Source organism: Couchioplanes caeruleus (assembly GCF_023499255.1).
Classification (GTDB): Bacteria; Actinomycetota; Actinomycetes; order Mycobacteriales; family Micromonosporaceae; genus Actinoplanes; species Actinoplanes caeruleus_A.
On the sequence record NZ_CP092183.1, the window covers coordinates 3022966 to 3049065 of the forward strand.

General features: G+C 67.4%; 21 protein-coding genes and 1 tRNA gene. 17 read left to right on the top strand and 5 right to left on the bottom strand.

All coding sequences use genetic code 11. The features are described 5' to 3' along the window. The first annotated feature begins 7 nt into the window (after nt 1-7). The 3 genes from der to COUCH_RS14180 all read left to right on the top strand — a co-directional run bounded on the left by der (nt 8) and on the right by COUCH_RS14180 (nt 2730). Nucleotides 8-1393: a ribosome biogenesis GTPase Der gene (gene der, locus COUCH_RS14170; protein ID WP_249613700.1), complete on the top strand. Its 1386-nt coding sequence runs from the start codon at nt 8-10 to the stop codon at nt 1391-1393. A 184-nt stretch (nt 1394-1577) separates the two neighbouring features. Then, nucleotides 1578-1651, top strand: a tRNA-Pro gene (locus COUCH_RS14175). A gap of 116 nt (nt 1652-1767) precedes the next feature. Further along, the gene (locus COUCH_RS14180; RefSeq protein WP_249612536.1) at nt 1768-2730 is read left to right on the top strand and encodes a tyrosine-type recombinase/integrase; all 963 of its coding nucleotides are present in this window, start codon (nt 1768-1770) and stop codon (nt 2728-2730) included. 137 nt (nt 2731-2867) lie between these two features. Here the strand turns inward: COUCH_RS14180 and COUCH_RS14185 are convergent, their stop codons facing one another. Together COUCH_RS14185 and COUCH_RS14190 are read right to left on the bottom strand one after the other, a co-directional pair. After that, the gene (locus tag COUCH_RS14185; RefSeq protein ID WP_249612537.1) at nt 2868-3242 is read right to left on the bottom strand and encodes a hypothetical protein; all 375 of its coding nucleotides are present in this window, start codon (nt 3240-3242) and stop codon (nt 2868-2870) included. Between the two features lie 188 nt (nt 3243-3430). Beyond that, the gene (locus COUCH_RS14190) at nt 3431-4942 is read right to left on the bottom strand and encodes an RNA-directed DNA polymerase (RefSeq protein WP_249612538.1); all 1512 of its coding nucleotides are present in this window, start codon (nt 4940-4942) and stop codon (nt 3431-3433) included. Nucleotides 4943-5381: 439 nt separating this feature from the next. Here COUCH_RS14190 and COUCH_RS14195 point away from each other — a divergent pair, with 439 nt between their 5' ends. The 5 genes from COUCH_RS14195 (at nt 5382) to COUCH_RS14215 (ending at nt 12633) form a co-directional block, all read left to right on the top strand. After that, on the top strand, nt 5382-6338 hold the full coding sequence (locus tag COUCH_RS14195) for a tyrosine-type recombinase/integrase (RefSeq protein ID WP_249612539.1): 957 nt from the start codon (nt 5382-5384) through the stop codon (nt 6336-6338). A 127-nt stretch (nt 6339-6465) separates the two neighbouring features. Continuing rightward, on the top strand, nt 6466-6618 hold the full coding sequence (locus tag COUCH_RS14200) for a hypothetical protein (RefSeq protein WP_249612540.1): 153 nt from the start codon (nt 6466-6468) through the stop codon (nt 6616-6618). Between the two features lie 121 nt (nt 6619-6739). Further along, a complete protein-coding gene (locus COUCH_RS14205) occupies nt 6740-7816 on the top strand; it encodes a hypothetical protein (RefSeq protein WP_249612541.1) in 1077 nt (358 codons plus the stop codon). Nucleotides 7817-9016: 1200 nt separating this feature from the next. Continuing rightward, nucleotides 9017-11437 (top strand): phage/plasmid primase, P4 family, encoded by a 2421-nt coding sequence (locus COUCH_RS14210; RefSeq protein WP_249612542.1) that lies wholly within the window; start codon nt 9017-9019, stop codon nt 11435-11437. 197 nt (nt 11438-11634) lie between these two features. After that, nucleotides 11635-12633 (top strand): MBL fold metallo-hydrolase, encoded by a 999-nt coding sequence (locus COUCH_RS14215; RefSeq protein WP_249613701.1) that lies wholly within the window; start codon nt 11635-11637, stop codon nt 12631-12633. On the opposite strand, the gene COUCH_RS14220 is transcribed toward COUCH_RS14215, so the two are convergent. Continuing rightward, on the bottom strand, nt 12634-13497 hold the full coding sequence (locus COUCH_RS14220) for a helix-turn-helix domain-containing protein (protein ID WP_249612543.1): 864 nt from the start codon (nt 13495-13497) through the stop codon (nt 12634-12636). Between the two features lie 335 nt (nt 13498-13832). Between COUCH_RS14220 and fabG the strand changes: the two genes are divergently transcribed. Both fabG and COUCH_RS14230 read left to right on the top strand, forming a co-directional pair. Beyond that, nucleotides 13833-14537, top strand: a complete 705-nt coding sequence (gene fabG, locus COUCH_RS14225) for a 3-oxoacyl-ACP reductase FabG (protein WP_249612544.1) — start codon at nt 13833-13835, stop codon at nt 14535-14537. Between the two features lie 45 nt (nt 14538-14582). Further along, nucleotides 14583-14996 carry a hypothetical protein gene (locus COUCH_RS14230; protein WP_249612545.1) on the top strand — a complete coding sequence of 138 codons (414 nt, stop codon included), beginning with the start codon at nt 14583-14585 and terminating at the stop codon, nt 14994-14996. A gap of 57 nt (nt 14997-15053) precedes the next feature. Here the strand turns inward: COUCH_RS14230 and COUCH_RS14235 are convergent, their stop codons facing one another. Further along, entirely contained in the window at nt 15054-15743 is a 690-nt protein-coding gene (locus COUCH_RS14235; RefSeq protein WP_249612546.1) for a hypothetical protein, read from the bottom strand. 470 nt (nt 15744-16213) lie between these two features. Between COUCH_RS14235 and COUCH_RS14240 the strand changes: the two genes are divergently transcribed. From COUCH_RS14240 to COUCH_RS14260, 5 genes are all read left to right on the top strand, one after another. Further along, nucleotides 16214-18190 carry a S53 family peptidase gene (locus tag COUCH_RS14240; protein WP_249612547.1) on the top strand — a complete coding sequence of 659 codons (1977 nt, stop codon included), beginning with the start codon at nt 16214-16216 and terminating at the stop codon, nt 18188-18190. A 151-nt stretch (nt 18191-18341) separates the two neighbouring features. Next, nucleotides 18342-18974: a hypothetical protein gene (locus COUCH_RS14245; protein ID WP_249612548.1), complete on the top strand. Its 633-nt coding sequence runs from the start codon at nt 18342-18344 to the stop codon at nt 18972-18974. Between the two features lie 59 nt (nt 18975-19033). Then, nucleotides 19034-20812: an asparagine synthetase B family protein gene (locus tag COUCH_RS14250; RefSeq protein WP_249612549.1), complete on the top strand. Its 1779-nt coding sequence runs from the start codon at nt 19034-19036 to the stop codon at nt 20810-20812. Nucleotides 20813-20850: 38 nt separating this feature from the next. Further along, on the top strand, nt 20851-22122 hold the full coding sequence (locus COUCH_RS14255) for a cytochrome P450 (protein WP_249612550.1): 1272 nt from the start codon (nt 20851-20853) through the stop codon (nt 22120-22122). Nucleotides 22123-22133: 11 nt separating this feature from the next. Beyond that, nucleotides 22134-23291 carry a histidine decarboxylase gene (locus tag COUCH_RS14260; RefSeq protein ID WP_249612551.1) on the top strand — a complete coding sequence of 386 codons (1158 nt, stop codon included), beginning with the start codon at nt 22134-22136 and terminating at the stop codon, nt 23289-23291. Nucleotides 23292-23374: 83 nt separating this feature from the next. Here COUCH_RS14260 and COUCH_RS14265 read toward each other — a convergent pair whose 3' ends face one another. After that, nucleotides 23375-24220, bottom strand: coding sequence for a hypothetical protein (locus COUCH_RS14265; protein ID WP_249612552.1), 846 nt, complete (start codon nt 24218-24220; stop codon nt 23375-23377). 463 nt (nt 24221-24683) lie between these two features. Here COUCH_RS14265 and COUCH_RS14270 point away from each other — a divergent pair, with 463 nt between their 5' ends. Beyond that, entirely contained in the window at nt 24684-25703 is a 1020-nt protein-coding gene (locus COUCH_RS14270) for a hypothetical protein (protein WP_249612553.1), read from the top strand. Beyond that, entirely contained in the window at nt 25703-26074 is a 372-nt protein-coding gene (locus COUCH_RS14275) for a hypothetical protein (RefSeq protein WP_249612554.1), read from the top strand. Before COUCH_RS14270 ends, COUCH_RS14275 begins: the two co-directional genes overlap by 1 nt. The last annotated feature ends 26 nt before the right edge of the window (nt 26075-26100 follow it).

Here is a 26100-nt window from a genome sequence, read left to right on the forward strand (position 1 = left end):
CGACGACGTGACCTTCAGCGACGGCACGACGGGCGACGGCGACGAGCCGGCCGGCCCGCAGCCCGTCGTGGCCATCGTCGGCCGCCCCAACGTGGGCAAGTCGACGCTGGTCAACCGCATCATCGGCCGCCGCCAGGCGGTGGTCGAGGACGTGCCGGGCGTCACCCGCGACCGAGTCCCGTACGACGCCCAGTGGAACGGCCGCCGCTTCACCGTGGTCGACACGGGCGGCTGGGAACCCGACGCCAAGGACCGCGCGGCCGCCATCGCCGCCCAGGCCGAGATCGCCGTGCAGACCGCCGACGTGGTCGTCTTCGTGGTCGACGCCACCATCGGCTCGACCGACATGGACGAGAAGGCCGTACGCATGCTGCGCCGCAGCAACAAGCCGGTCATCCTGGTGGCGAACAAGGCCGACAACCAGGCCATCGAGCTCGAAGCGGTCTCCCTGTGGTCGCTCGGTCTCGGCGAGCCGTTCCCGATCTCGGCCCTGCACGGCCGAGGCTCGGGCGACCTCCTCGACGCCATCCTGGCCGCGATGCCCCCCGCGCCCCCGATCATCGAAGGCGGCCCCCGAGGCCCCCGCCGGGTCGCCCTGGTGGGCCGCCCGAACGTGGGCAAATCGTCGCTGCTCAACCGCCTCGCCCGCGAAGAGCGCGCGGTGGTCGACTCGGTCGCCGGCACCACGGTCGACCCGGTCGACAGCCTGGTCGAGATGGACGGCGAAGTCTGGCAGTTCGTGGACACCGCCGGCCTCCGCAAGCGGGTCAACCAGGCCTCGGGCACGGAGTACTACGCATCCCTGCGCACCGCCGGCGCCGTCGAGGCCGCCGAGGTGGCAGTCGTCCTCCTGGACGCGGGAGAGGTGATCTCCGAGCAGGACCAGCGGGTGCTGACCTCGGTGGTCGAGGCGGGGCGGGCACTGGTGATCGCCTTCAACAAGTGGGACCTGGTCGACGACGACCGGCGGTTCTACCTCGACAAGGAGATCGACCGGGAGCTCAAGCGGATCCCCTGGGCCATCCGGGTGAACATCTCGGCCAAAACCGGCCGCGCGGTCGACAAGCTTGCGCCAGCCATCCGCCGTGCCCTGGCCAGCTGGGAAAAGCGCATCCCGACCGGCGCACTGAACCAGTGGCTGACGGCACTGACCCAGGCCACGCCGCACCCCGTCCGCGGTGGGCGGGCGCCGCGCGTGTTGTTCGCTACGCAGGCCGGGGTAGCTCCACCGCGGTTCGTACTGTTCACCACCGGGCCGTTCGATGCCGGGTACCAGCGGTTCGTGGAGCGGAAGCTGCGGGAGGAGTTCGGGTTCGAGGGAAGTCCGGTGGAAGTCGCCGTACGCCCCCGCAAGAAGCTCGGCCCCGGCGGGCGCGGCAAGGCACACGGGTGACCTTGGTCTTGCCTGTGCTGGGTCTTCCCGGCGTGCCGGCGCTTCCCGGGCATGCTGGCGCTGCCCAGCGTGCTTGTGCTTGCCGGCATGCGGGTGCTTCCCGGCATGCCGGTGTGAACTGGGTTGGGGAGCTGGGGTAGGGTAGTCGTGTTGCCGCGCACTGGGGGATCTCGGGGCGTGGCATCGGGCTGTAGCGCAGCTTGGTAGCGCACTTGACTGGGGGTCAAGGGGTCGCAGGTTCAAATCCTGTCAGCCCGACAGCGAAGGGGTTTTCGCAGGTCAGAGACTTGCGAGGACCCCTTTTTCGTGTCTGACGACGTCACCGGGATCGAGCACGCCGCTTGTAGACCCCTTGACTCGGCAGGTGACGAGAGATGCCCCTACTGAAGCTCGACCGACTGTGCGAAGGCCTGGAGAAGGGCGACTGGGCCGGCTTCCTGCGCGACTGGGACCGCGCCCTGCGGGCCGGGAATCACCCGGAGACCACGCGCTACAACTACCTTCTGGCGGCCGCCCAGTTGGCGAAGTATCTGACCGCGGAATCACCGGACCCGGACGCCGATGACGCCGGGCAGGACCCGACTCTGGTGACCAAGGCGCACATCGAATCGTTCCAGGCGTGGATGATCGAAACCCGATCGGCGTCAACCGCGCTGAACAAGCACAAGAGCCTGCAGCAGTTCTTCAAGTACCTGGTCGAAGAGGAGGAGATCGACCGGTCGCCGATGGAGCGGGTGAAGCAACCGCAGACCCCGCAAAAGTTGGTCCCGGTCATGGGTGACGACGATACGAAGAAACTGCTCGACGGCACCAAGGGCAAGTCGTTCATGGCGTTGCGGGACGAGGCGCTGATCCGGCTGTACTACAACACCGGCGCCCGCCTTTCCGAGATCGGGAATCTGCTGCTGACTGATCTCGACATGAACACCGAGTCCGTCCACCTCCATGGCAAGGGTGCCAAGGACCGGCGGGTGCGGTTCGGGCCGAAGACCTCCCGGGCGATCGCGCGATATTTGCGGGCCCGCGCGAAACGCAAAGGTGCGGCCGATGTGCCGCAGTTGTGGATGGCGGAAAGAGGTGGCCGTCCGCTAACCCCGAACGGCATCAAGATCATGCTCAAACGTCGCGGCACGGCCGCTGGGGTGACGGATACGCACGCGCATCGGTGGAGGCACAACTTCGCCCACGAATGGCATCGGGCAGGCGGGAACACCGGTGATCTGATGCTGCTGCTCGGTTGGGCGTCTGACGACATGCCCCGTCGCTACGGCGCCAGTGCGGCGGCAGAGCGGGCGCAGGAGCTTCAGGTCCAGATGGGCATCGGCGAGCGAGTGTGAGGTGCACGGGCTCGACGTGGTCGTGATCGAGACCGCGTCGAGCCCGCTTCACCCGTACATCCGACATTCGACGTATGGCCCCGAAGCCCGCGGGAAGGACCTGTCCAGAGGCACGAGCGTGGGGCTCGGGTCTGGAGTCATCGTCGATGGGCGTGGTCGACGACGCGGGGGTGACCGTCCAGGGCTGCGACGAACTGCTGGCAAATCTGCGAGCACCGGTCCAGTGATGCGGCGGTGATCACGACCATGCCGTCGCGCACCGGTACACCCAGGACGCGGATCTTGCGGGGGACACCTGTCTCGATCTGCTTGGCGGTGAACCGTCCGAGGCCGTGCGCGATCGCGTTACGGACCAGGAAGCAGGCATCAAGCTTGTCCCACATGGCGATGGCATGCAGGTCGACGTCGTGCCGTTGCTTGAGCGCGGCGGTCACGTCCGCCCATCCCCGAGCAGCGCGGACGGTGCGTTCGCCGTCGAGCTGTTTCAACAAGGCCTCGACGTAGATTTCCACGATGCTCACCATGCGGAGCCAACAGGCGGCTCGCTCCACGGATGCCGGGTGGCCCATGGGGCCGGCCGCGGTGCGATGCCGCTGCCTTCGCTGGTCTTGGCTAACTGCTGCAGTGTGGTGCTGTACGAAGGTGGTGATCAACTGAGCCAGGGCGTCCTCGGTGAGCTCGAGCCGGGCGGGTTCTGGCGTCATGACTGGCCGAGGATCGTCACGTGTAGCCCGCTGTCATGCCGCACTGCTTCGTAAGCGTCCCCGGCAACGGCGTGATGACCATGTAGACGCTGCAGGGCTTGCAAGTACCACGTCGCCAGCGCCGACGGTTCCCCGTCAAGCGCACGAATGACGTCCTGGGCTTCGATCTTGTTCACGTCGGCCAGCGCCAACGTGGCTTCCGCGCGTACGGCGGATCCGTAGCGTTGCGCGCGCTGGTCTGCGACCCAGGCGGTGAACGGCTCCGAGTCAGTCAGGTGGAGTTCGCGGATGGCCCGCAGGATGCAGAGCCGTTGCCAGTCGCTGAGGCTGACGTCGTTGATGATGGTGCTGAGGCTGCGGGTCGTTGCCGGCCGGTCGATGGGGGCCATTGCCTGCAGGTAGCGCAAGACGTACGGCGTTGCGGCAGCGACGAAGGCGACGATGTTCTCCACCTTGGGCATGACCTCGACCGCGCGTGGCTCGCTGGAAGTCGCGAGCTTGGTCAGGGCTTGTCGGATGTTGCGGACGGCGGACCGGTTCGCCCCGTGAAGGTTGATCTGCGTGTCGTTTGCCGGCTGTCCGTCGAGTTCGCGGGGCGTCACTGTCGAGCGCAGGGTGTCCAGGGCCCATGTCGGGTCAGGGTCATCGGAGCCGTCGTCGTAGTCGGCGACGTTGTAGTCGCGGTAGTAGGTGACGAATGACGGTGTGCGGGTCTTGGACTCGTTGAGCACGAGTCCGTTGTCGCGGGCTGCTGAGGTGAGATCGTCGAGCGCACGTCTGGCATCCTCGAAGGACTCGACCGCGACGCGAAAGTCGTCGTTGTAGCGCCACGAGGGCCACTGCTGCCGTTGGATCGCGCGATGGATACGGCTCGCGTAGAGCTCGGAGAGTCGGTCCGATGGTTCGAGGAGCTGGGGTATGCCGTATCGGCGTCCCTGCACCTCGAGCAGGAGTTCGAGCAGGCATTCGATGGTGGCGTGGTCGCTGGTGCGCAGGAGCAGTTCCCGGCCGAGGATGTCGTGGTCGATGTAGTCGTAGAACGAGGCGAGATCGGCGGTGACGATGTACTCGATGTCCGCATCCTCGGGCCGGAACTCGTAGGTCCAGTTCTCAGCTTCGATGGCCGCGCGTGTTGTCCGGGTCTCGGCGAACCGTATCGGTGCGACGGTGAAGTCCTGGTAGGCCTCATTGGAGCGGTCCACCTCGTACCTGGCCTTGGTCATGAGGAGGTCAGTCAAGGCCCGGTAGGTCACTCGCTCGGGGAATCCCCAAATGGCGACTGGCCGGCTGCCGGCCTCAGGCTTGGCGACACCGATGACCAGGCCGCTACCTGTGGTGAGTCCGGCCTGAAGTTGGCCGGTCAGCCACGCGGCGAACGTGGGTGCGTTCTCCTTCAGCTCGAGACCACCCGGCGTCGGTGGCATCAAGGCTTCGCGGGCCATGGCTTCCCCGCGGGCGGCTGCTGTCAGGTCGAGCTGAGCGAGGACATCGGCGGGAAGCGGGCGCATGCCGGTATGAAAGCACACGGTCGCCTACTGCTGACTTGTGGTGATCCACCTTCCGGTGGGAGCTGCCTCCTGTGCGGCTGCCTCGGACGTCGGCTGCTGAGTAAGGCTGCATTCTGGGTTGAACGTCGGATGGCATGCCGCGGCGGGCCGGTGCGAGCGCGGCGGTGGAGCGGGTGCAAGGGTTGCAGGTGCAGTTGGGCATCGGTGAGCGGATCTGATTGGCTCACCGGCTGCGGCGGTGGGAAGTGCCGCAGCAGCCGGATCCGGCCCGGGGGAGTGGTGGGGGAGGAGATAGGGGGAGACAGCTGCAGACAGCTTTCGCCTCTTGGGCCGCAGCTCGGATGATCGAAGGTGCGCCGCGCGTACGGCCTCGCGGTGCCATACGTGCCCTTGTACGTAGTCAAGGGGTCCACGTGCCGGCTCGGCGAATGTCTGCGAGGTGGATGTGCTCGATCTGCAGAAGGTCTGTCACGGTGTGCCGCCCGCCTGGTTTGACTACCTGCGGGACTGGGATCGGATGCTGCGATCTGGGAACTACCCGGAGACCACCCGATACGGCTACCTGTTGGCCGGTGCGCAGCTGAGCCGGTTCCTGCTCGACAACGCCGAGCGGCTGGGGGCGGAGGATGCGGCGGAGGATCCGACCGAGGTCGAGCGCGGGCACATCGAGGAGTTCCAGGCGTGGATGGTGCGTACCCGGTCGGCGTCGACGGCTTTGAACAAGCACAAGGGGCTGCAGCAGTTCTTCCGGTGGCTGGCTGAGGAAAAAGACCTCGAGCGTTCCCCGTTGGCCCGAGTCCGCCAGCCCAAGACCGCGCAAGTCCTCATCCCCATCCTGGGCGACGACGACACCGCGAAGATCCTGGCTACCTGCAAGAGCAAAGACTTTCTGTCGCTGCGGGACGAGGCCATCATCCGTCTCTTCTACAACACCGGTGCCCGGCTGTCGGAAGTCGCCGGGCTGCAGCTGGACGACGTAGATCTCAACAACGACTCGCTGCTGTTTCACGGCAAGGGCATGAAGGACCGCCGAGTACGGTTCGGCCCGAAGACCGGTCATGCGCTGAGCAAGTTCCTGCGTGCGCGCAGCCGGCGTAAGGCGGCCTCGTCGACGGCGATGTGGCTGCCTGCCCGCGGCGCGGTTCCGCTGTCGAGCAACGGCATCAAGCTCATGCTCCGGCGGCGCGGCGTTCTTGCGGGTGTGGACAACGTCCATGCGCATCGGTGGCGGCACAACTTCGCGCACGAGTGGAAGCTCGCCGGCGGTGACACCGGCGACTTGATGCTGGTGTTGGGCTGGTCGTCGGACGACATGCCTCGCAGGTACGGCGCGTCGGCGGCGGCTGAGCGGGCCCAGCTGACTCATGCGCGGCTGAGGATCGGCGAACGGGTCTGACGGGGGAGGCAACCTTATGGCGTTGACGGCGAAGCAGCGGTCACGGCGGGCGCGGATCGCCGCGCACGCCTCGTGGGCAAATACGGGGGATCGGCAAGGTCGGACGGCTTCAGCAACGGCGTCGTTCTTGGCGAGGTTCGAGAAGCAGGTCGATCCGCTCGGGGTGTTGGAGCCGGAGATCCGCGCGACGATGGCGCAGCACGCGCGGCGCGCGTACATGCTGCAGCTGGCGGAGCGTTCGGCGAAGGTGCGAGCTCGGGGACCGAGTGGTGACGGCTGATGTCCCCGTTCGAGGTATCAGCTCGGCTGCGGTCCGCGGTTCTGCGCGAGGATCGAAGCGGCACCGAGGTTCGAGATGGGCAAGGCGACATGACTCGCGTCTACTTGAGAAGGAGACCATCGTGACCAACTACGCCATCGACGAGGACACCGGGACCCTGCTGCGGATCTGGCCGACAGGACGAGGGCAATGCGCGGCGGTGGTTTGCACCTTGCCTGCCGCCGCTGCGGTGGACGATTGGTTACGGCTCGCCGCGGCTCTGACGTCGTTGTCTGATGCGTTGTGGCGTTGCTACACCCATCCCGGCCTGTCGACCGACGACCGGGACGGCAACGGAGAGGGATGGCGGCGTGAGCAGAGCCGCGAGTCCTTCTCGCAGCTGGTCGGATTCCTCAGGGAGCCGAATCTCCCAGGCGAAGACGGCGCCATCTTGGAGAGCTATGACCCGGTCGAAGAAGGGGCTCATCGTGTCGGCCGGGCGCTGCGGGCTCTCGATGACGTGAAGCTCCTCGAGGAGGTGAGCAGGGACGTCGCCGCGGAGATCGAAGCGGTCGAGTCCGCCGAACGTGGTGACTTGGGCGGTCGGGCCCAGCAGGCGGTGGTGTTGAGCCGCACCGACGTGAGCCCGGTCCAGGTCGCCGCCGCCGACGGCGTGCTGGCGCTGGATCCGCTGAACGGCGAACATCTGTTCGTGGACGTCGACCCGACGGCCGCATCGGTGGCAGCCGCGCACTGGCTCAAGGCTGCTGCGGACGTCGTGGCCGAAGTGTCCGGCATGCCGGCGCACAGGGTGCTGATCGCCGCCGACGACATCGAGGCGTTGCCGGTCGAAACGCCGAGCGAGGTGCTGGAGCTGTTCAACTTCAGCAACACCGCCTACGGCGTGGTGGTGGAAATGGTTCGCGAGGCGATGGAGATCGGTGCCGGCTCTGTAGCTGATATCGGGGCCTTGTTGGTCGAGCACGACACCGGAGACGACAACGACGACTCGGACGCTGAGGCGACGCCGGTGCGGCTGACCCTGTTGGATCCGCGACGGCCCGCTTTGGACTTGCTCGAGGATCTGCTCACCGGCATCCGCGGCTGCCGCCTGGTGTATGAGGAGTACGTCGAAGCGAGCGATGTCGCATCGACCGACACGCAGTTCTGCGAGGCGGTTCGCATGGAAGCGAGGAAGAACTACACCCGCCTGATGTGAGCAGTGAGATCGGCAGTTCACGATGCATGTCCTTCGCGTATTCTTGGCGACGGACATAGTGCCTCCGCGTGCTGCTACTCGCGACCGCGCCAACACACTGGCAGTGTGGGGGTCAGGGGTTCGAGTCCCCTCAGCTCCACCCTTCTGAGCAGGCAAAACGCACCGTCTAACTCTCCAAGTTGGACGGTGCGATTTTTTTGCGCACACATGTGCACACCGAATGATCTTGGCGTGCTCCGACCGCCAGGCCATGAAGGCGCCGCATCCTAGGCTCTACAGCGCCCCTGAGCTGCGAAAACTCTTCAGAACCACGAGATTTGCTCTATGGCGGCGCCCGCATTCAAGCTGTCTACGATTTGGTATCTGGTGACTCAAATCACATCTTGATCCAGGTGGTCAGAGCCGGGCCTGCCCCCGAAAGTCGCCCTCCTTCTCGTGGCTTGGCCGTTCCGCACTTCTGCCCGCGGGACGCAGCGGGACAGCCCCGGACAGCGCCAGTCAGGGCCTCGAGACCTGCCCTCGGCCGCCTTGTTGGGCAAGGCTTGCAAGAAGCCGGCAGAAACCCGCCTAGAGGCTCCTGCTGGAGGTCGAAAACATCTTCGCAACGGTGCAGCCCTACGCCCGCCCTCCACTGGCTGCGTCGCTGCGTGCATGACGACGGGGAGGAACGAATGCCAGGGCAGGATGGCCGGCAGGCACAAAACGACGACGACCAGGACCTCTACTACTCCGTGGAGCAGGTAGCTCGCAGGTTGAGGGTCTCCGCACGATGGCTCGCTGATCAGTGCCGTGATGGCCACGTCGAGCATGTGCATCTAGCAAGGAAACGCAAGTTCACCCCGGAGCAGGTTCAGAAGCTGCTCGACAGCCACACGGTCAAGCCCGCGGAGGTCCGCGAGCAAGAGAGGGGTCATGAACGAGCGGTGCAACGCGTGCGTCGGGAGCGCGCGCAACAACGCCGCTAGGAACGCTTCATGCTCGAGTGAATGGCATCGGGTAACGCCTGACTCCCACAAGAATTTCTGTGGGGGTCGCGCGTCCCTGTCCGCAAATTGAGCTGCGGTCAGTCGCCTGATCCGTAGCTCAACTTTACCGCAGCGGCGCGTTCGCCGCCAGCAAGCCGGTGACCCTCGCCCTTGACGCTTGCAGTAAATCAATGGGGACTACGTGGATAGCACTCCTGACACACTTTCCGCATCAATGGCATGGTTCCATGCGGGCTGCGCTGTCATTCCCATCCGCGCCGATGGGAGCAAAGCGCCTCTCGTCTCGTGGCGCAGTTATAGACAGGCGCCGCCAGATCGAAGGCAAGTGGAACAATGGTTCACGGGCAATCCGCCGGGACTTGCAGTCGTCTGCGGGAGCGCCTCCGCGGGGCTTGAAATGCTTGAGTTGGAGGGGCGCGCCGTCGACGAAGGGCTGGGCCAAGCACTTATCGAACTCCTCGCGCAAGCCGGCCTTGCCGATTTGTGGAGGCGACTCACCTCCGACGGCTATTGGGAAAGAACGCCGTCCGGCGGCGTTCACATTTTGTACAGGATCTCCGGTGCCGCAGTTGATGGGAACCTGAAGCTGGCACGGCGCCCAGCAACTGAATATGAACTGTCGATCGACCCGGCCGACAAGGTCAAGACACTAGCCGAAACCCGAGGAGAGGGCGGGTACACAATCGTTGCCCCATCCCACGGGACGGTGCACGAAAGTCGACGCCCCTGGGTCGCCCTGAACGGATCAACGCCGGCGCGCATCCCCACAATCAATGCGGAAGAACGCACGGCTCTATTGAATGCGGTTCGGGCACTTGATGAGATGCCAGCAGCGCGATCTGCCGTGACCCATCGTCCCGTTGCTCCACAGGGTGGACAGGACCTCACGCCTGGGGATGACTTCGAGCGTCGCACCGATTGGATCGACATTTTAGGTCCGGTCGGGTGGACACTCGTGCACACGGTAGGTCGCACGCGCTATTGGCGGCGTCCAGGGAAAAATACCGGCATCTCCGCTACAACCGGACGCGCCGACGACCGCGACCGCCTTTTCGTGTTCAGTAGCAGCACGATGCTGGAGACGGACACGCCGCTGACGAAATTTCACGTATTCGCGGTACTGCACCACGCAGGGGATCACAGCGCAGCTGCCCGAGCGCTACGGCAAAACGGCTACGGCCACAACCCTGACCGGCAGTCCGCTCCGTCCAGTTCCGTAGGGCGCGAAAAGCAGGCGGTGGCACGCGTTACCAGGGAAGCACCATCGCCGCCCGCGGCCTGGGGGCCGACCGAAGACGGACTCGCGCGGGCCTTGGTCGCCCACCATGGTCACGAGCTGAGGTATTGCCCCCAGCGAGGAGCCTGGCTGCTCTGGTCGGGGCATCGATGGGTATGGGACGACGCGGAACGGCATCGGGAGTTCGTGCGAGGGCTGGCCCGGCAGTTGCCGGCTGCCGGGGGTTGGCGGCGTTTCCGCTCGCAGGCGCTTTCGGCGGGCGGGGTGTCCGGCGTCGTACGCCTGGCGCGTTCAGACCCAGCCGTAACCGTGTCCTTGACGGCACTTGATGCGCGCCCCTACGAGCTGAACACGCCCGCGGGCGTGGTGGACCTGCGAACGGGTGAGGTCCGAGGTGCCGATCCTGAGCTGCTGCATACCCGCTCCACTGCGGTGGCGCCGGACTTCGAGCGACCGTCGGACGTCTTCGACACGTTCCTACACGACACCTTCGGCGATGACGCCGAGCTGGCTGGGTACGTGCAGCGGTTGATCGGAGTCTCGGCGATCGGCTGTGTGCTCGAGCAGCTGCTGCCCTTCGCAGTGGGCCCTGGTGCGAACGGCAAGTCGACACTGCTGGAAGCAGCGATGCACGCGCTGGGCCGTGGCGACGATGGTTATGCGCGGGCGGGCTCGTCGGAGATGCTGATGGTGCGTAAGCACGCGGAGCACCCGGCCGAGCTGGCGCAGCTGTCTGGTGCACGGTTGGTGGTCTGTGCGGAGCTCGACGAGGGGCAGCGTTTCGCCGAGGCGCGGGTCAAACAGCTGACCGGCCGCGATTCGTTGTCGGCGCGGTTCATGCGGCGGGATTGGTTCACGTTCGAGCCGAGCCACACCTTGTGGCTGCTCGGCAATCACCTGCCGGCAGCACGGGCCGGTGGTCCTGCCTTCTGGCGGCGGATCCGGGTGCTGCCGTTCAACCGGGTGGTGCCGCCGCAAAGGCAAGACAAAAAGCTCGGTGAGCGTCTGGCGCAGGACGCGCCCGCGGTTCTGGCGTGGATCATCGCCGGGGCTGCGGCCTATCACCAGGGTGGGCTTCGAGAGCCGGCGTCGGTGTCGTCGGCGACCGAGGCGTACGCCAGGGATCAGGACACGGTTGGTCGGTTCGTTGACGAGCAGTGTCATAGGCAGCCCGGGTCGGCGGGGGTACGAACAGCCGTGAGCGTGTTGCGTGATGCATACGAGCGCTGGTGCGAGCAGCTGGGCGAGCGGCCGGTGTCAGCCAAGCGGCTAACGCAGGAGCTGCAGAGCCGGTTCGGTGTTGCCGATGCGCGGGGCGGCAAGGGGCAACGCTTCTACACCGGTATCGCGCTGCTGGACGTCGACGATCCTCAGACCGTACTGCCCGTCCAGTCATGATCAGCGGCGCTGATCTTTGCGGACTCGGGGTGACAGGTGACAGATGTTCCGCACTTTCCCGGTTGACGGCTATCGCGCGCGCGTGCGCGCGGACACGTGGTGCGCGCACGAAGCCGGTCAACTTGCAATGGCGGGATGATCTGTCACCTGTCACCCGCGTCGGTTCTGTCAGGAAGCCGACACCGCGTTCAGTGACCATGACCGATACGCCGGGTTGTGCCGCGCGCGGATCTTGCACCAGGATGTCCGGCATGGGGGGTCTGGAATACCGGCGAGGGATGCACGAGCTCGGCCGAGGCGCGTGGGCATATCTGCGTCCACCGGGTACATGGGGGTGGAGCAATTGCGGGTTGCTCGTCTCGGGTGGTGACGCGTTGCTCGTCGATACGCAGTTCGACCTGCCGCTGACCCGTGAGCTGCTGACCGCTGTGGCTGAGGTGGCACCCGGCGTGGAGATTCGCACGGTGGTAACGACTCACGCGAACGGGGATCACTGCTGGGGGAACCAGCTGCTTCCGCGGGTGGAGGTTGTCGGCTCGTCAGCCTGCGGCCACGGCATGGCGCATGAGGTTCAGCCGGCCGAGTTGGCGGCGCTGAGCGGCTCTCGGTCCCCGGACTCGCCGCTGGGGGACTACATGCGGCGGCACTTCGGTGCGTTCGACTTCGAGGGTATCGAGGTGACTCCTCCGACCCGCACGTTCAACGGCCGCCTGGATCTTCAGGTCGGCGACCGCCTGGTTCAGCTGAGCGAGGTCGGCCCGGCCCACACCGACGGCGACGTGATCGTTCACGTGCCGGACGCGGGGGTCGTGTTCGCCGGCGACATCTTGTTTATGGGCGGGCATCCGATCATGTGGACCGGTCCGGTACGGAACTGGATCACCGCCTGCGACCAGATCGCCGCTAGCGGCGCCGAACACATCGTGCCGGGGCACGGGCCTGTCACGGACCTGGCCGGCGTGGCCGTGTTCCGCGGCTACCTCGAGTGGGTGGCTGACTGGGCGCAGAAGGCGTACGCGGCTGGCTTGCCCTACTGGGAGGCTGGCGATCCGGACAGGGTGCCTGCGGCGTATGCGGGCTGGGGCAATCCGGAACGGCTGGTGATCACCATGGCTGCGGCATATCGGGAGCTGGGTGACGAGCCGCACGAGTTGATGGACATTCTGGCTAGGGTCGCTGACGCCGAACCACGGTAGTTACTGCGGTTTGCTTACCTCATCGCGTTCGATGGGCACGAGCATCATCATCCGGCTCGCCTGTGCGCGCATCGGAGCGAATGCGATCAGCTCTATCGGCTGTAGCCGCTTGTGCAGGGGTAGGTGAAGGTAGCGGTGGTCGCCGTCGGGGTGGGGGTAGGTGATGGGGTGTTCCTGGAAGCGGCGGGCGTCTTTGTTGACGTCGAGGATCTCTTCGATCAGGGCCGCGAGGCGCTTGTTCTCCGGCTGGCGTGCGTGGGCGAACTGCATCTGGGCAAACATCTGTGGTCCCCAGTCGGTGTCCCACCTGTGCAGCTGAGTACGGGCCTCGGGGAAGGTGAAGACCCAGCGCATGATGTTGTTCTCGTGGCCCTCCACCCAGGGGAACCATTTGCTCATGTGCTCGTTGTGGGCGATCAGGTCCCAGGCTTCGTCGTTGACGTAGGCCGGCCAGGGTTGCGCGTCGACGATGCGTTGGATCGTCGGGGTGGAGCGCATGCGGGACTGGTGGACCGTGATGGTGAGTGCGTGCCCGGTGGCGAGGAAGAACAGCATGCTCTTCTCGGCCTCGTTCAGGCGCAGCGTGTAGGCGACGCGGGTGAGGAAGTCATCGGAGTAGTTCTGCAGTACCCCGCGTTCGAGCGCGCTGTAATAGCCGACGCTGTAGCTGGTCAGCGCCGCGACGGTCTCTTTGCTGACGCGCCGGTGGCGGCGTGTGCGGGGCCGTTGGGCGTGCAGGCCAGGGATCTCGTCGGGGTTGAGGCGTAGCCTCCAGGCTTTGACGTGGCGTGCGAGGTCATCGCTGAGTTCCGGCGGGGTTTGGCGGGCGGTGGTCGCGTCGGGCGGGGGCTGATGAGCGGTCATCGCGCTTCCTCGGGCGTGGTCGCCGTGGTCCCAGGTCGTGAATGTCCTTCATGGAAACGTCGAACCTAGCAGCGATGATCTATCGGTAAAGACCCCTTTCTGAGGATGATCACGGTGTCGGTTGGCTGTCGGTGACGACGGAGCGCCTCACTGCGTGACGAGCAGTCACTCACAATTCCGGCAGTGTCATTGTGGGAATCGCACTGTGTAGGCAAAGCCCGCCGCAGGGTGCACGATATTGGCTTCATCATGGCGTGGGGGGCGTCCTGGATGGCCAGGGACACTGTGACCAGCGGTTCCAGGGTTCGGCTGCCGCGCTGGGCGGAAGGGAACCTATGAGTCGAACAGCTCTTGTCATCGGGGGCGCACGAGGCATCGGCCTTGCTACGGCGCGCGAGTTGGCCAAGGACGGGCACCGTGTTGGTGTCACTTTCCGTGACTCTCCAGCGCCGTCTGACATCTTCGCCGTTCAGTGTGACGTGCGTAACACAGCAGCTGTGGATGCGGCCTTCGGTCAGGTTGAACGCGAACTGGGTGCCGTCGAGATCGTCGTGTTCGCCGCCGGTATCACTCGCGACCAGTTGCTGATGCGTATGGACGAGGACGCTTTCACCGATGTCGTGGACACCAACTTGGCCGGCGCGTTCCGGGTGGCCAAGCGCGCCAGCCGGGCGATGCTGCGGGCCAAATGGGGCCGGCTGATCTTCATCTCGTCAGCGGTGGCGCTTCGCGGAGAGCGCGGTCAGGCCAACTACGCCGCCTCCAAGGCAGGTCTGGTCGGACTCGCTCGATCACTGACACGCGAGCTGGGAAGCCGCAACATCACGGCCAACGTGGTGGCTCCTGGCTATACCGAAACGGCGATGACCGCGTCGTTGACCGACGAGCAACGCGAGCACATGCGCTCGCAGATCCCCTTGGGTCGAGCTGCCCGGCCGGAAGAGATCGCCTCCGCGGTGTCCTACCTGGCCAGTGACAGAGCCGCGTACGTCTCGGGTGCCGTGCTTCCTGTGGACGGAGGTGCCGGCATGGGTCACTGAGCCATCCGCGGCCACCAGCCGCAGTACGCGACAACGAACATCACCATGGGGGACGATGTGTTAGGCACCTGCGACAGACCGGCGATCATGTACGCCGACAGTGCGGTATCGAGTTCAGTCGGTTCCGCTCCGGAGCCAGAAAGGGAAGGAGACGAAGCAGGAATGGCCCCGGCCGACGCGGCCGACAACGACTCAGAGGAATCATTCACCTACGGCCGCAGGCTGCGCCGAGCTCGACTGGCCAAGCAGTGGTCTCAACTGCAGCTGGCATATCGTATACGCGACGTCGGTGCTGAACATCGTGGTGCCGCGACGCTGCACTCCCTGCTGATCATGATCAGCAAGTGGGAGAACGATCGCAAACACCCGAACCAGTACAGCTTGCATCTGATCGCCGCGGCGCTCGAGATCGACGTTGCCAGCCTGGGACTGCCTGTCGATCAGGATTTCGTGTTCTAGCCGAGCGCACGCAAGAGCGACGCGGCGCGCGGTCATCCGGTCAGCGGGCGACGGCTGTCAGCCGTGGGTCTCGCCAGAACCTTCCTGGCTGACGCCACTGAAAACGCCCAATGCCCAGACCAGCACGCTGGCGTAGGTGTGCAACGCATCCGGAAACGCCACGAGCCGACTTTCGCCACCGTCGTTGCCCGCAGCGACGGTGGCGATGTCGTCGTACGACGCCGACGGTGTGCCCTGCATCTGGTTGGTGATCAAATCCAGCAAATGCTGGCGGGTCTGCGTCACCATGGCGTTCTGCTCCGCTACGACCCGCGACTCCGCGACGTCTTCAGCGAAACGGATGTCTGGCAGATACAACGCGGCTGCGGTGATGACATCCGACGGGCTGATGCGTTCCGAACCCGGCAGAGGAGCTGGTTCGTCGGCTGCTACTGCGGCCGCGACCTGTGACGCATACACAGCATAGGCCGTGCTGGCCCGTGCGAGAACAATGATCGCCTGCTCGAAATGCTGATCGGCCAGGACCTGAAGATCGCCGGTGACCTGACACATCAGCGGACCCGATCCAAGGCTCGTCCGCTGGGTCTCCAACGCGGATTCGACCTGCAGGGTGAAGGTCAGCGCCTGATGGAGGTGGACAGCGGCCTGGTTGCATGCCGTGCCCATCTCCAGCAGCGAAGCGCGCACGTCCGCCGGTAGCCGTAGGCCCATTTCGGGCTGTAACAGCTGGTGCGTCGTCGGCGCCATCTGTGGCCGTCCCCCCTCGTCCGGAATCCGCGAGCGCGCATCCACAGCAGACTCGCAGAGTATTGCAAGGTACTTATCGGGCTGCGTAGCTCCGCGTCAAGAAGACCAAGGTGTCAGCCAGAAGGACAGCCCCGGACAGCCCCGGTTAGCTACCCCGAACGCACGATGTCGCCCAGGGTCGAACTCGTGGCAAACGTTCGACCGACTGTAGTCGTGAACCTCTCCGGAATCAGCGCACCCCCCGGCCCTTGTGGGCGCTCGCACTCGCCTCAATGCGCCGAGCCGGCGTCAATGCGGGGCGTCTCAGCGCTGGCCACCCTGCCGCGACGCCACCGCGCCGTCGTCGCGCGTCGCCTGCTCATCGTGGCGTGCCGTCGCGCGGAAGCCCGCAACCCCTCATCTACGGGCTGACTGCCCAGACCGAGTCCACTCGGCCCCTTCTGTCCTTTTCGAGAAAGGCCCTGCTGACCATGCGCCTGCGCCACCTCCTGGCCTGCTTGCTGGCCGCCGCCCCCATCCTCGCGGCCGCCTCGGCTCCGGCCGCCGCCTCACCACCGCGCCCCGACGCCTCCACCGCGACGGCCGACTCGGCACATGTTGCCGTCACGATCAGCCTGCGTAGCCCGCACGAGCAGCAGCTGCGCTCGTACGCGACCGCCGTGTCCACGCCCGGCAACAGCAGGTACCGGCACTACCTCACAGTGACCCAGATGCGGCAACGCTTCGGTGCCCAGCCCACCACCGTCACCCGCGTGTCCACCTGGGCCCGCGAGGCCGGCTTCCGGGTCGGCGCGCTGGACGCCACCGGAAGCCGGCTTCTGCTGACCGGCACCGCGGGCATGGTCAGAACCGCGCTCGGCGCCACCCTGTACGACACCGTGCAGGACGGCATCAGGGTGCGGGTCGCCACCGCCGTCCGCCTGCCGGCGCGTATTGCCGCCGATGTTGCGGCCGTCACCGGCTTGACCGAGCAGCCAGCCCAGCCGATGAGCTTGCGTCCCGCGACCGCATTGAACAGCAGCCGAGGAAGTTGCCTGTCGGCCCCGACAGCGGCTGTGGCCGAGGCGTCCTGCCTGGCGCGTCCCGCCGTCGAACAGCAGACCGCGGCGGGGCGCCGGCTGCTCGTGAACGTCGCCGGAACCTCCGTCGGCGCGGTCGGCGGCAGCACCGACGGGTGGCGGTTGCCGCCGGTGCGACCGGTGCAGTCCCCGGGTCTGTGCGCGACGTCCTGGGCGAGCCCGGACACCGCGCCGGTGCAGGGCCGCGCGACGGGGTCCGTGTCGATGCCGTTGTGCGGGTACACCGGCCCTCAGCTGCGAGCCCTGTACGGCCTGAGCGCCAGAGACGACGGGGCTGGTCAGACCATCGTGATTGTCGGCGCCTACAACCAGAGCTCCACCCTGCACGATGCCAATACCACCTTCGCGGTCAATGGCGTCGCCGCGCTGCCCGCCGGCCGCTACCAGGTCAAGGCCTACCCGTCCGCCGGGGCGCGGGCCCGAGGATGCGACACCGCAGCTTGGGGTCAGCAGCAAGCCACCGCCGTGCAGACCGCCCACACCCTGGCCCCGGCCGCGACGATCGTGTACGCCGTGGCCGCTGACTGCACCCGGCTCACCGACACCCTCGCGCAGGTCGTCACCGACCCGCAGCTGCGCGGCAGCGTGGTGTCGAACTCGTGGGGATACCCGGCCGAGGCCTTGAGCAACGACGAACTGGCCGCCACCGACGCCATCCTCGCCCGCGCCGCCGTCCTCGGTACCGGCACCTACAGCGCGTCCGGGCTGTACGGCACCGCATCGCGCAGTGGCATGCTGCTCCCGGACCGGTCCTACCCGGCGTCGTCGCCGTGGACGACTGCGGTCGGCGGCACCACCAGCGCAGTCGGTCCCGGTAACACGGTGCTGTGGCAGACCGGGTGGGCCGGCTCCGGCGTCGCCCTCAACAGCGGCCCGTCGGCCGCGGAAGCCGAGCCCGACATCGCCGCCGCCGGAGGGGGCAGCAGCGTCCGGGAACCACGGCCAGCGTGGCAACCCGCCACCACCGCGACGCGGCAAGTGCCTGATCTGGCAGCACTCGCCGACCCGCACACCGGCCTGCTCGTCGGCACCACCGACGACGGCCGCTACGGCGCCGGGCCGGTCGGTGGAACTGGGCTGGCGACCCCGATCGTCGCGTCTCTTGCAGCGCTGGCCCAGGCCCACGGCGGCCACTCGTCGGGCCTCATCGCGCCGGCATTGTGGGCCCGGTCGTCGCAGGAGTCCGCGCTCACCGACATCACGCACGTCGACGCCGCCGTATGGACACCACAGCTGCCCGGCACGGCGCCCTCCCCGCACGGCTATCTAGTCCGCGTCGACGCGGCCGACCCGCACACCGGCCCCGGCTGGGATCCGGTCACTGGTCTCGGCACGCCCGGGCGCGCCTTCCTGGCTCATGTCGGCTGACCCGCGCCGCCCGGCGTTCCAGACCACATTCAACGAGAAGCAGGCGCGGCTGCGGACCCTGCTGGCCGCCACCGCCAGTCGCGAACCGTCCCTGCGTCAACTCCGAAGCCGCGCGCTTCGTACACAGTTCCCGCGTGTGTCGGCAGCGACGATGCAGGATCTCGTCGAGGTCACGGCGCAGACGGAGCTGACCGGTGCGCCGCGCGACGAGCATCAGGACCAACCCGGCACCGGTCAGGTCGTTGTGCCCCGTATCCCGCTCGCGATCTTCGACGCCGTCGGGGGAAGCCCCTTCGCGCGCATCCGGCCGGTATGGGCTGGTAGCGAGGCATGGCTGCCGGTCATCGAATGGCAACCAGGCTGGGTACGGGTGCTGCTCCCGACGCAGCCGGACGGGGCCACGGGCTGGCTCGACGCCCGCAGAATCACCATCGCTCGCAGCCGCTACCGCATCCACCTGGCGCTGCGCACCGGCGTGCTCAGCCTGCTGCGCGGTGATCAACGCGTGGGCGCCTGGTCGGCTCACCTGCATGCCGAGCACGACGCCGTCCCAGTCGGGCGGAGCTTCGTTTTGACGAGTGTGCGTCGCGGTCCGGCAACGCCCCCGATGCTGTTGCGTCTGGCCGTGCACCCGCACGGCCGTGACGCGGGCCTGCTGACGGTTCATCCCCGATCAGGACCTGATGGCGCGGCTGCTGGCGGTGGGATCGGCGTTTCTGACGAGGCGATGGCCGCCCTGCACGTGGTGTCACCGGGCTGCGTCGTGCACCTCGAGGCGTGCTGAACGACCACCTTCTCGCAGCCGCTGCTGCATCCGATCACCACTTTCATGGGGGACACAGCATGGCAATCACTGGGTGGGTCCATCCCACACGAGACCTGCGCGACGAGCGGCCCGCCGTCAACGCGATGACCGTCGCACTCACGGCCGGGGTTGTACGCCGCGACGTCGTCCGACTTTCTCGTCGCGCCGCGTTCGCGCACCTCGGGTTGACCGGCGGCTACGCCGACTGGCGGCATCCCGAACGCCCCGATCCGGACCTCGCTCTAGTCATCGACGGGCAGTTGACCAACCGCGCTCATCTCGACGAGCAGCTGTACGGCGGACCGCGGCCGTTGTCGGGTGACGCCGAGGTGCTCCTGCACGCCTACCGGGCGTGGGGCGCCGGCCTGGTCGACCGGGTTGACGGCGTGTACGCCATCGCCATCTGGGACAACCTCGCCCGGCAGCTGCTGCTCATCCGTGACCCGCTCGGTGCCCGCACCTTGTTTTTCTCGCTGGTCGACGACGGGATGGTGTTCGCGACCCGGGCCACCGCGCTGCTGGCCCATCCGGGGGTCAAACCGGTCGTCGACGCCGACGGCCTCAACGAGCTGCTCACCCTCGGCCCGGTGCGCACCCCCGGCCACGGCGTGCTCAACGGGGTGGCCGAGGTGCAGGCCGCCGAACTCATCCAGGCGGCCCCGGGCGGGCTACGCCGGCGCCGCTACTGGTACCTCGAGGCCGACGACCCCCGCCACGACGCCGACACCGCCGTGCAGGTCGTGCGTCGCGCGCTGGCCGAGACCACGGCGGCTCACCGCACGCGGCCGGCGGGAGCGGTGCTGCTGTCCGGGGGCGTCGCGTCGGCTGCCGCGGCTGCCTACGCCGCCGGGACCCGCGGGCACCGGCCCGCCGCCTGGACCTTCGCCCTGACCAGCCCCGACGCGCTCCCCGCAGACGCCGGCGCGGATGTGGACGTAGCTGGACGCACCGCCGAGCACCTGCGCCTGCGGCACACCGTGCTCACCATCGGATCGGACACCCTGCTCGGCACCGCACATGCCGCGCGTGAGGCCCTCGACTTTCCTGGGGAGGCCGGCGTGGATGCCGTTCTGCTCGCGGGGCTGCGGCGGATCGCGGCCGCGGGCAGCACCAGCGTCGTGACCGGTGAGGGCGCCGATGCGGTCTTCGGCGGCTACCGGTGGCTGCACGATCCGCTGACCCTGGCCACCGACGACTTCCCCTGGCCCGGCGTCGGAGACCCGGCAGATCTGCTGAACGCCGATACCCGCCGCCATCTCATGCCCGGGGTGTATCGACGGCACCGCTACGAAGAAGCCATCCTCGGCGTGCCGCATCTGACCGGCGCTGACGCACTCGGGCGACGCCGCCGCGCGATGGCGTATCTGACCCTTACCCGGTATGTGCCGCATTTGCTGTCCCGCCTCAGCCAGCTCGCCGACACAGCCGGGGTCACCCTGCACACGCCGTTCGCCGACTGGCTGCTCGCGGCCTACCTGTTCAACACGCCGACGGGCCTGCGTCACCTGCTCGGTATCCCGAACGGGCTGCTGCGCCACGCCGTCGCCGGCCTGCTGCCGGCCGAGACCACGTGGCTTCAGCCACGCCCGTTCCCCAGCGCCGACCTGCTCGCCGAATGGCGGCACTCCCGTACGGATCAGCTGCGCGACGTCCTTGACGACTCTGATGCACCGCTGCGTTCGCTGCTGGACCGACACCGCGTCATCGACCTGCTCACCCGGCCCGCCGATCCGCTCAGCGACCGCGTCGCGGCCACCGTCGCCTACCTCGTCGACGTCAACGCCTGGTTGCAGCGCCACCACATCTCGCTCACCTGAGCACCACCCACCCCCGATCACTCCCGCAGGAGCATGCGATGAGACTCGACCCGTTCAGCGGCCCCTACAGCCGCGACCCCGCCACCACCTGGCGGCGCATCAACGCCACCGCCACGTCCATCTGCTACGACGACGACCTCGCGATGTGGCTGATCGCCGGACACGACAACGTACGCACCGTGCTGTCCGACACCACGAGCTTCAGCAACGCCGCCACCATGCTGCCGATCACCGCGCTCACCACCGACGCCGGCGACATCCTGGCCGGTCTCGACGCCCCGGCGGTAGCCGTTGCCGCCGATCGCCCGCAGCACCTACGCACCCGAGCGATCCTTCGGGCGTTGATGCCCACCACCGCGGTCCGCGCCGAACAGCAGTGGGGGCCGCTGGTCGCGGCCCGCACCGATGACCTGATCAACGACATGAAGACCGACGAGCCGACCGATCTCATGCACTTCGCGGTGCAGCTGCCGCTGCTGGTCATCCACGATGTCCTCGGCCTGCCGAGTGCGGCCGCGCAGCAGGTCCGCGCGTGGACCGACGACTTCGCCGACCTCGTCTGGGGCAACCCCACTCCTGAGGCGCAGATCGCGCACGCGTACTCCAGCGTCGCGTTGTGGCGTTACTGCTCCGACATCGTCTCCGGCCGCGCCGACAGCGGCCACCACGGCCCCGGCCTGATCGGTGAGCTGCTGCGCTACCGCAACAATGACGACAGCAACCTCACCATCGCCGAGGTCGCCGCACTCGCTCTCAACATCGTCGGCGCCGGCTGGATCACCACCGCCGGCGCCCTCGGCAACGCCCTCGCCCACGCCCTGGCCGATCCCGACCGGTGGGCGCTTGTGGCCGACGACGAGCACTACCTCAACCTGCACGTCGAGGAGACCCTGCGGCACAGCCCCGCCATCGACGGCTGGCTGCGCCTGACCACCACCGACGTCACCCTCGACGGGGTCACCATCCCGGCCGGCAGCCGCTGCCTGGTCCTGATCGGCGCGGCGAACCACGACCCTTCGGTCTATGCCGAACCGGAGGTCTTCGATCCCCGCCGTGGCCGCGGTGGGCAGCACCTGGCCTTCGGTGCCGGCCCGCACTACTGCATCGGTGCTGCCCTGGCTCGCCTCGAGCTGACCACCGCGCTGCAGGCACTGGCCCGCCGACTGCCGGATCTCGCCTTGGCTACCGGGTTCCAGCAGCAGTTCAAGACCAGCGCGGCCCTGCGGCAGCTCACCAGCTTGCCCGTTGAGCAGCGCACGGCCGGCCGGTGCCCCGTCGCGCACGGCGCCTACGCGGAGCCGCGGTCATGACGGGACACGGCATGACCGATACCCTCCCGGCCGGTTCCGTCCTCCGGTCCCCGGGCGCCATACAGGCGATGGGCGCGCGACTGCATGCGGTCGAGGCGCGGTTGACCGCGGCCACCGCCACGAACATCGGGTTTCCCGCCGCCCGCGACATCGACTACCGGCCGCTCGCGCCGTTGCTGGGTCACCTGCTCAACAATCTCGGCGACCCCCGCATCGACCCGCTGTACCCGGGCCACGTGCACGACCTGGAACGTGAGGTGCTCGACTTCACCGCCGAGCTGTTTCGCGCCCCGCCCGGCTGGAGCGGCTACCTCACCTCCGGCGGCACCGAAGGCAACTTGTACGGCATGTGGCTGGGCCGCACGAAACTCCCGAATGCTGTTGCCTATTACTCCAGCGCGGCGCATTACAGCGTGCCCAAGGCGTGCCACCTGCTCGGCCTGGCCGCCGTCGAGGTCACCACGACGGTCAGCGGCCAGATGGACTACACCGATCTGACCCGCAAAGCTGCGCGGCACCGCAGCCGACCGGCGATCGTCGTGGCCACCATCGGCACCACCATGACCGAGGCCGTCGACGACGTCACCGACGTCCACAACGCCCTGGACGCCGCAGGCATCCGCCACCGCTACGTGCACAGCGATGCCGCCCTCGCCGGCGTCCCGCTCGCGACCACCGCGAACCGGCCTGCGTTCGATCTGGCCGACGGTGCCGTCAGCATCAGCGTGTCCGGCCACAAGTTCTTCGGAACCCCGGTGGTCTGCGGGATCGTCCTGACCCGCCGCAAGCCCGAAGAACTCACTCCCAACGTGCCGTACCTCAATACCCATGACACCACCATCAGCGGGTCCCGCAACGGCCTCGCCGCAGCGATGCTGTGGCACGCGATGACTTCTCTCGGCCCGACCGGGCACGCCGACCGGGCCGAGCGAGCCCGCGAGGTCGCCGCCTACACCATCCAACGACTTCGCCACATCGGATGGCCGGCCTGGCGCAACCCCCTGTCGTTCACCGTGCTGCTCAGGCGACTTCCGGTCGGCATGGCAACCGTCTGGCCCCTGCCGAGCGAAGGTGACTGGTCCCACATCATCTGCATGCCCGGCGTCGAGACGGCGCGCATCGATTCACTCGTCAACACGCTGGTCACTTACGGCAGTAACCGAGGTTAAGAAGTCCGAGTCGGCATTCCCGTTTGTCGCGGGCGATTCGGGAAGCGATGAGACCGCTGAAGCCGGGCGTTTCGTCGCCTGTTCTACTGCCCCCATTGGGCATACAGCTGTTTCAAGCTGATCAGGTCGCGTTGACACTGTTCTCGCTCTTGCTCATCCGAAGCAAGATCAACAAGGGCATTGAATGATTCCACTGCGCGGGTGAAATCTGAGCGGGCACCGTCGCGTTCGAGTCGAGTGACCAGCAGCGGTCCCAGCAGTTGGTGAGCGCGCCGAATAGCGGGACTGGCAATCCGTGGATGGCGTAGAGCGCGTTCGGCCGCACCGATAGCGTCATCGAGGTCCGAGTCCGCCACGGAGGGCATGAACCGGCTGCGCGACGCGGTGACGCCGGCGAGGTCGAGCAACCTCATGGCGTAGGCAGGCTCTTCGGTCGGCGTGTGGTCGAGCAGCCGCACGAAAACGGCGACAACAGTGTCTGCCAAAGCTGGATCCTGCGTCTTCAGCCAGTGGGCACGAACAGCTGAGGCGTGGCCTTGCAGGGCACGCAGCGTAGCGGTCGGCTCATCGGTCTCGGCGCCGCGCGCGATGGCGTTATCGACCTCTGGGCGTAGCTGCGGTGCGACATCACCCCCGTTCGCGGCGTGCATCCACACCGCGAGAGCGACGTAGGCGTGCGTGTCTTCCGCACTTGCCAGTTCCGTCGCACGCAGCCGATGCACCACGATTACATCGGCCAGAACACCCACCGGCAGGGCGGCGCCCCGCCGGCGCTGCAGCAGCATGGCATCGAGTGCCTGCGAGGTGTCGGCGAGAGCGGCGCCCGCCAAAGCCGCTTTCACACTATGGCGGTCTACATAGTCCTCGACGCGGCGGCGCAACCGGGCCTCGACGGAGGATGACGCTTCTCGGCGCCGCCAGAAAGCCACCGGTCGAGGCTAGCCGTCACCGGCAAGCCGATCCAACGCTATTGCCGCGACTCGTCCTGCGGCGGTCAGCGGCCGCCAGGTCGTCGCGCCTGCGCACCGCGGCTCCGGCCGTCTGCAGAAGCGTTGCGGGTTAGCGAAGGACAGTGCTGGACAGCGCCGGACAACTGCCGTCGCCCTAGGAGCCAAGGCAGGGTAGATGGCGTGACCGATCCGCATTTCTGCGAAATGAAATGCGATTGGGTGACGAGCGATGGATATGCGTCCGAGGGGGGCGTCGATCGTCGCCTCGAGTAGTGATTCACCGATGCGCTGAGAAACGTTGTCGGGCCGAATTCCCCGTGCTGCTCGGGTCACCAGCCGGTACCTATCGGCTGCCTTTCGCTGACCACGTGCGGTTGCCCCCATCAATCGCACGTGGTCAGCAAACAACGTGACGACACTCGAACCTAATCCGAGGGGATGGATGGTGCTCTCGTTTGCCGCGCTGGATGCGTCATCCGCTGAAGTGATGGCGGCAGCTGGGGATTCCGCATCGCTGGAGGCGGGCACGGAATGGTCGGCCTATCCGGTAGCAGCTGACCAGCGCGGCCACGAGCTGCCAGCGAACCAATCGATAGTTGTGCGAGCGCGGGCCGTGCCCGCCGAGTTCGGGCCCGCAGACGTCGCGGAACGGGTTTGGCTACGAGCCGCCGCGCTGCGTCCCGCGGCGACGATCGCGGTGTCGTCCGCCGACGGCGGAGTCGGCCGCTCCACCCTCGTCGCCGCCCTCGGCGACGTGCTCGCTCTTGCTGTGCCGGGACCGGTCATCGCTGTCGACATGCACCCCGTTCCCTGGGGTGGCCTCGGTGAACGCATCGGCCGGTCGAACGCCGGAACTGTGTGGGACGCGGTTCGCGACCTGCATACCCTGACCAGCCGCCACGAGGTCGAGCGGTGGACCCAGCGCAGCCCCTCGGGGCTGCTGGCACTGGTCGGGGAAACCGAAGGGCAGGGCCGGCGCCCGCCACGCCACGACGAAGCCGCGGCGGTCGTCGAGGCAGTGCGCCGGCTCTACCCGCTGACGATCTGCGACATCATGCCCGCCCTGATCACCGGCGTCTGGCGCACCCTGGCCGCCGCCTACGCGCCGGTGCTGGTCGCGCGAGCGACCACCGACAGCCTGCACCACACGATGCGGCTGCTCACCCACCTCCGCGCGGCCGGAAACGGCGCCGTGGTCGATCGAGCAGTGCTGGCCGTCATAGCTGCCTCTCCGGCCACCGACCGCACGGTGCGCGCCGTCCTGCAGCAAGCAGCCACGGTCGTGCCCGACGTGGTCTCGATCCCCTATGACCCCCAGCTCGCCCGGCCCGAGCCGGTCGACGCGCGGCACCTGAAGAAGCAGACGCGGGCCGCGCTGGTGCAGCTGGCCGACGCCGTCATCGCACGGTGCGCCGATCCCCGGGTCGCCTTACCCATCGCCGCCCGAAAGGAGCGTGCCTGATGATCTCCACGCTGACTGCTTGGCTCGCCGTGCGCCTTCCCGCCGCAGCCCAGCACGTGCTGGCAGCACCCGGGCCGACACCGACGCCCTCGAACGGCCCCGGCGGGTTCGACTGGGACCGCGTGCATCCCGACGGCTCCGCGATCCCAAAGTCGGGGATCTTCTACACGATCATGAACGCCGTCATGTGGCTCGGCGGCGTGGCCGCGTTCTGTGGCCTGGTCGCCGGCGCCATCGCCTTCGGTGTCGGCCCGATCTTCGGCGCTCACATCGTCTCCGACCGCGGCAAGAGCATGATGTGGCGCAACGGCCTGGTGGCGATCATCGTCGGCTCGGCCACGGCCATCATCGCCGGCCTGTTGGTGCTGTGAGCGCGGCTATGCAGGCGAGCAGGGCC

Coding starts and splice junctions, on each gene's coding strand:
- COUCH_RS14215 (WP_249613701.1), top strand. CDS start 11,635: ATGACCGATACGCCGGGTTGTGCCGCGCGCGGATCTTGCACCAGGATG.
- COUCH_RS14235 (WP_249612546.1), bottom strand. CDS start 15,743: ATGGCGCCGACGACGCACCAGCTGTTACAGCCCGAAATGGGCCTACGG.
- COUCH_RS14250 (WP_249612549.1), top strand. CDS start 19,034: ATGGCAATCACTGGGTGGGTCCATCCCACACGAGACCTGCGCGACGAG.
- COUCH_RS14245 (WP_249612548.1), top strand. CDS start 18,342: ATGCAGGATCTCGTCGAGGTCACGGCGCAGACGGAGCTGACCGGTGCG.
- COUCH_RS14230 (WP_249612545.1), top strand. CDS start 14,583: ATGGGGGACGATGTGTTAGGCACCTGCGACAGACCGGCGATCATGTAC.
- COUCH_RS14255 (WP_249612550.1), top strand. CDS start 20,851: ATGAGACTCGACCCGTTCAGCGGCCCCTACAGCCGCGACCCCGCCACC.
- COUCH_RS14270 (WP_249612553.1), top strand. CDS start 24,684: ATGGTGCTCTCGTTTGCCGCGCTGGATGCGTCATCCGCTGAAGTGATG.
- COUCH_RS14190 (WP_249612538.1), bottom strand. CDS start 4,942: ATGCGCCCGCTTCCCGCCGATGTCCTCGCTCAGCTCGACCTGACAGCA.
- COUCH_RS14220 (WP_249612543.1), bottom strand. CDS start 13,497: ATGACCGCTCATCAGCCCCCGCCCGACGCGACCACCGCCCGCCAAACC.
- COUCH_RS14260 (WP_249612551.1), top strand. CDS start 22,134: ATGACCGATACCCTCCCGGCCGGTTCCGTCCTCCGGTCCCCGGGCGCC.
- COUCH_RS14275 (WP_249612554.1), top strand. CDS start 25,703: ATGATCTCCACGCTGACTGCTTGGCTCGCCGTGCGCCTTCCCGCCGCA.
- fabG (WP_249612544.1), top strand. CDS start 13,833: ATGAGTCGAACAGCTCTTGTCATCGGGGGCGCACGAGGCATCGGCCTT.
- COUCH_RS14210 (WP_249612542.1), top strand. CDS start 9,017: ATGGCATGGTTCCATGCGGGCTGCGCTGTCATTCCCATCCGCGCCGAT.
- COUCH_RS14240 (WP_249612547.1), top strand. CDS start 16,214: ATGCGCCTGCGCCACCTCCTGGCCTGCTTGCTGGCCGCCGCCCCCATC.
- COUCH_RS14180 (WP_249612536.1), top strand. CDS start 1,768: ATGCCCCTACTGAAGCTCGACCGACTGTGCGAAGGCCTGGAGAAGGGC.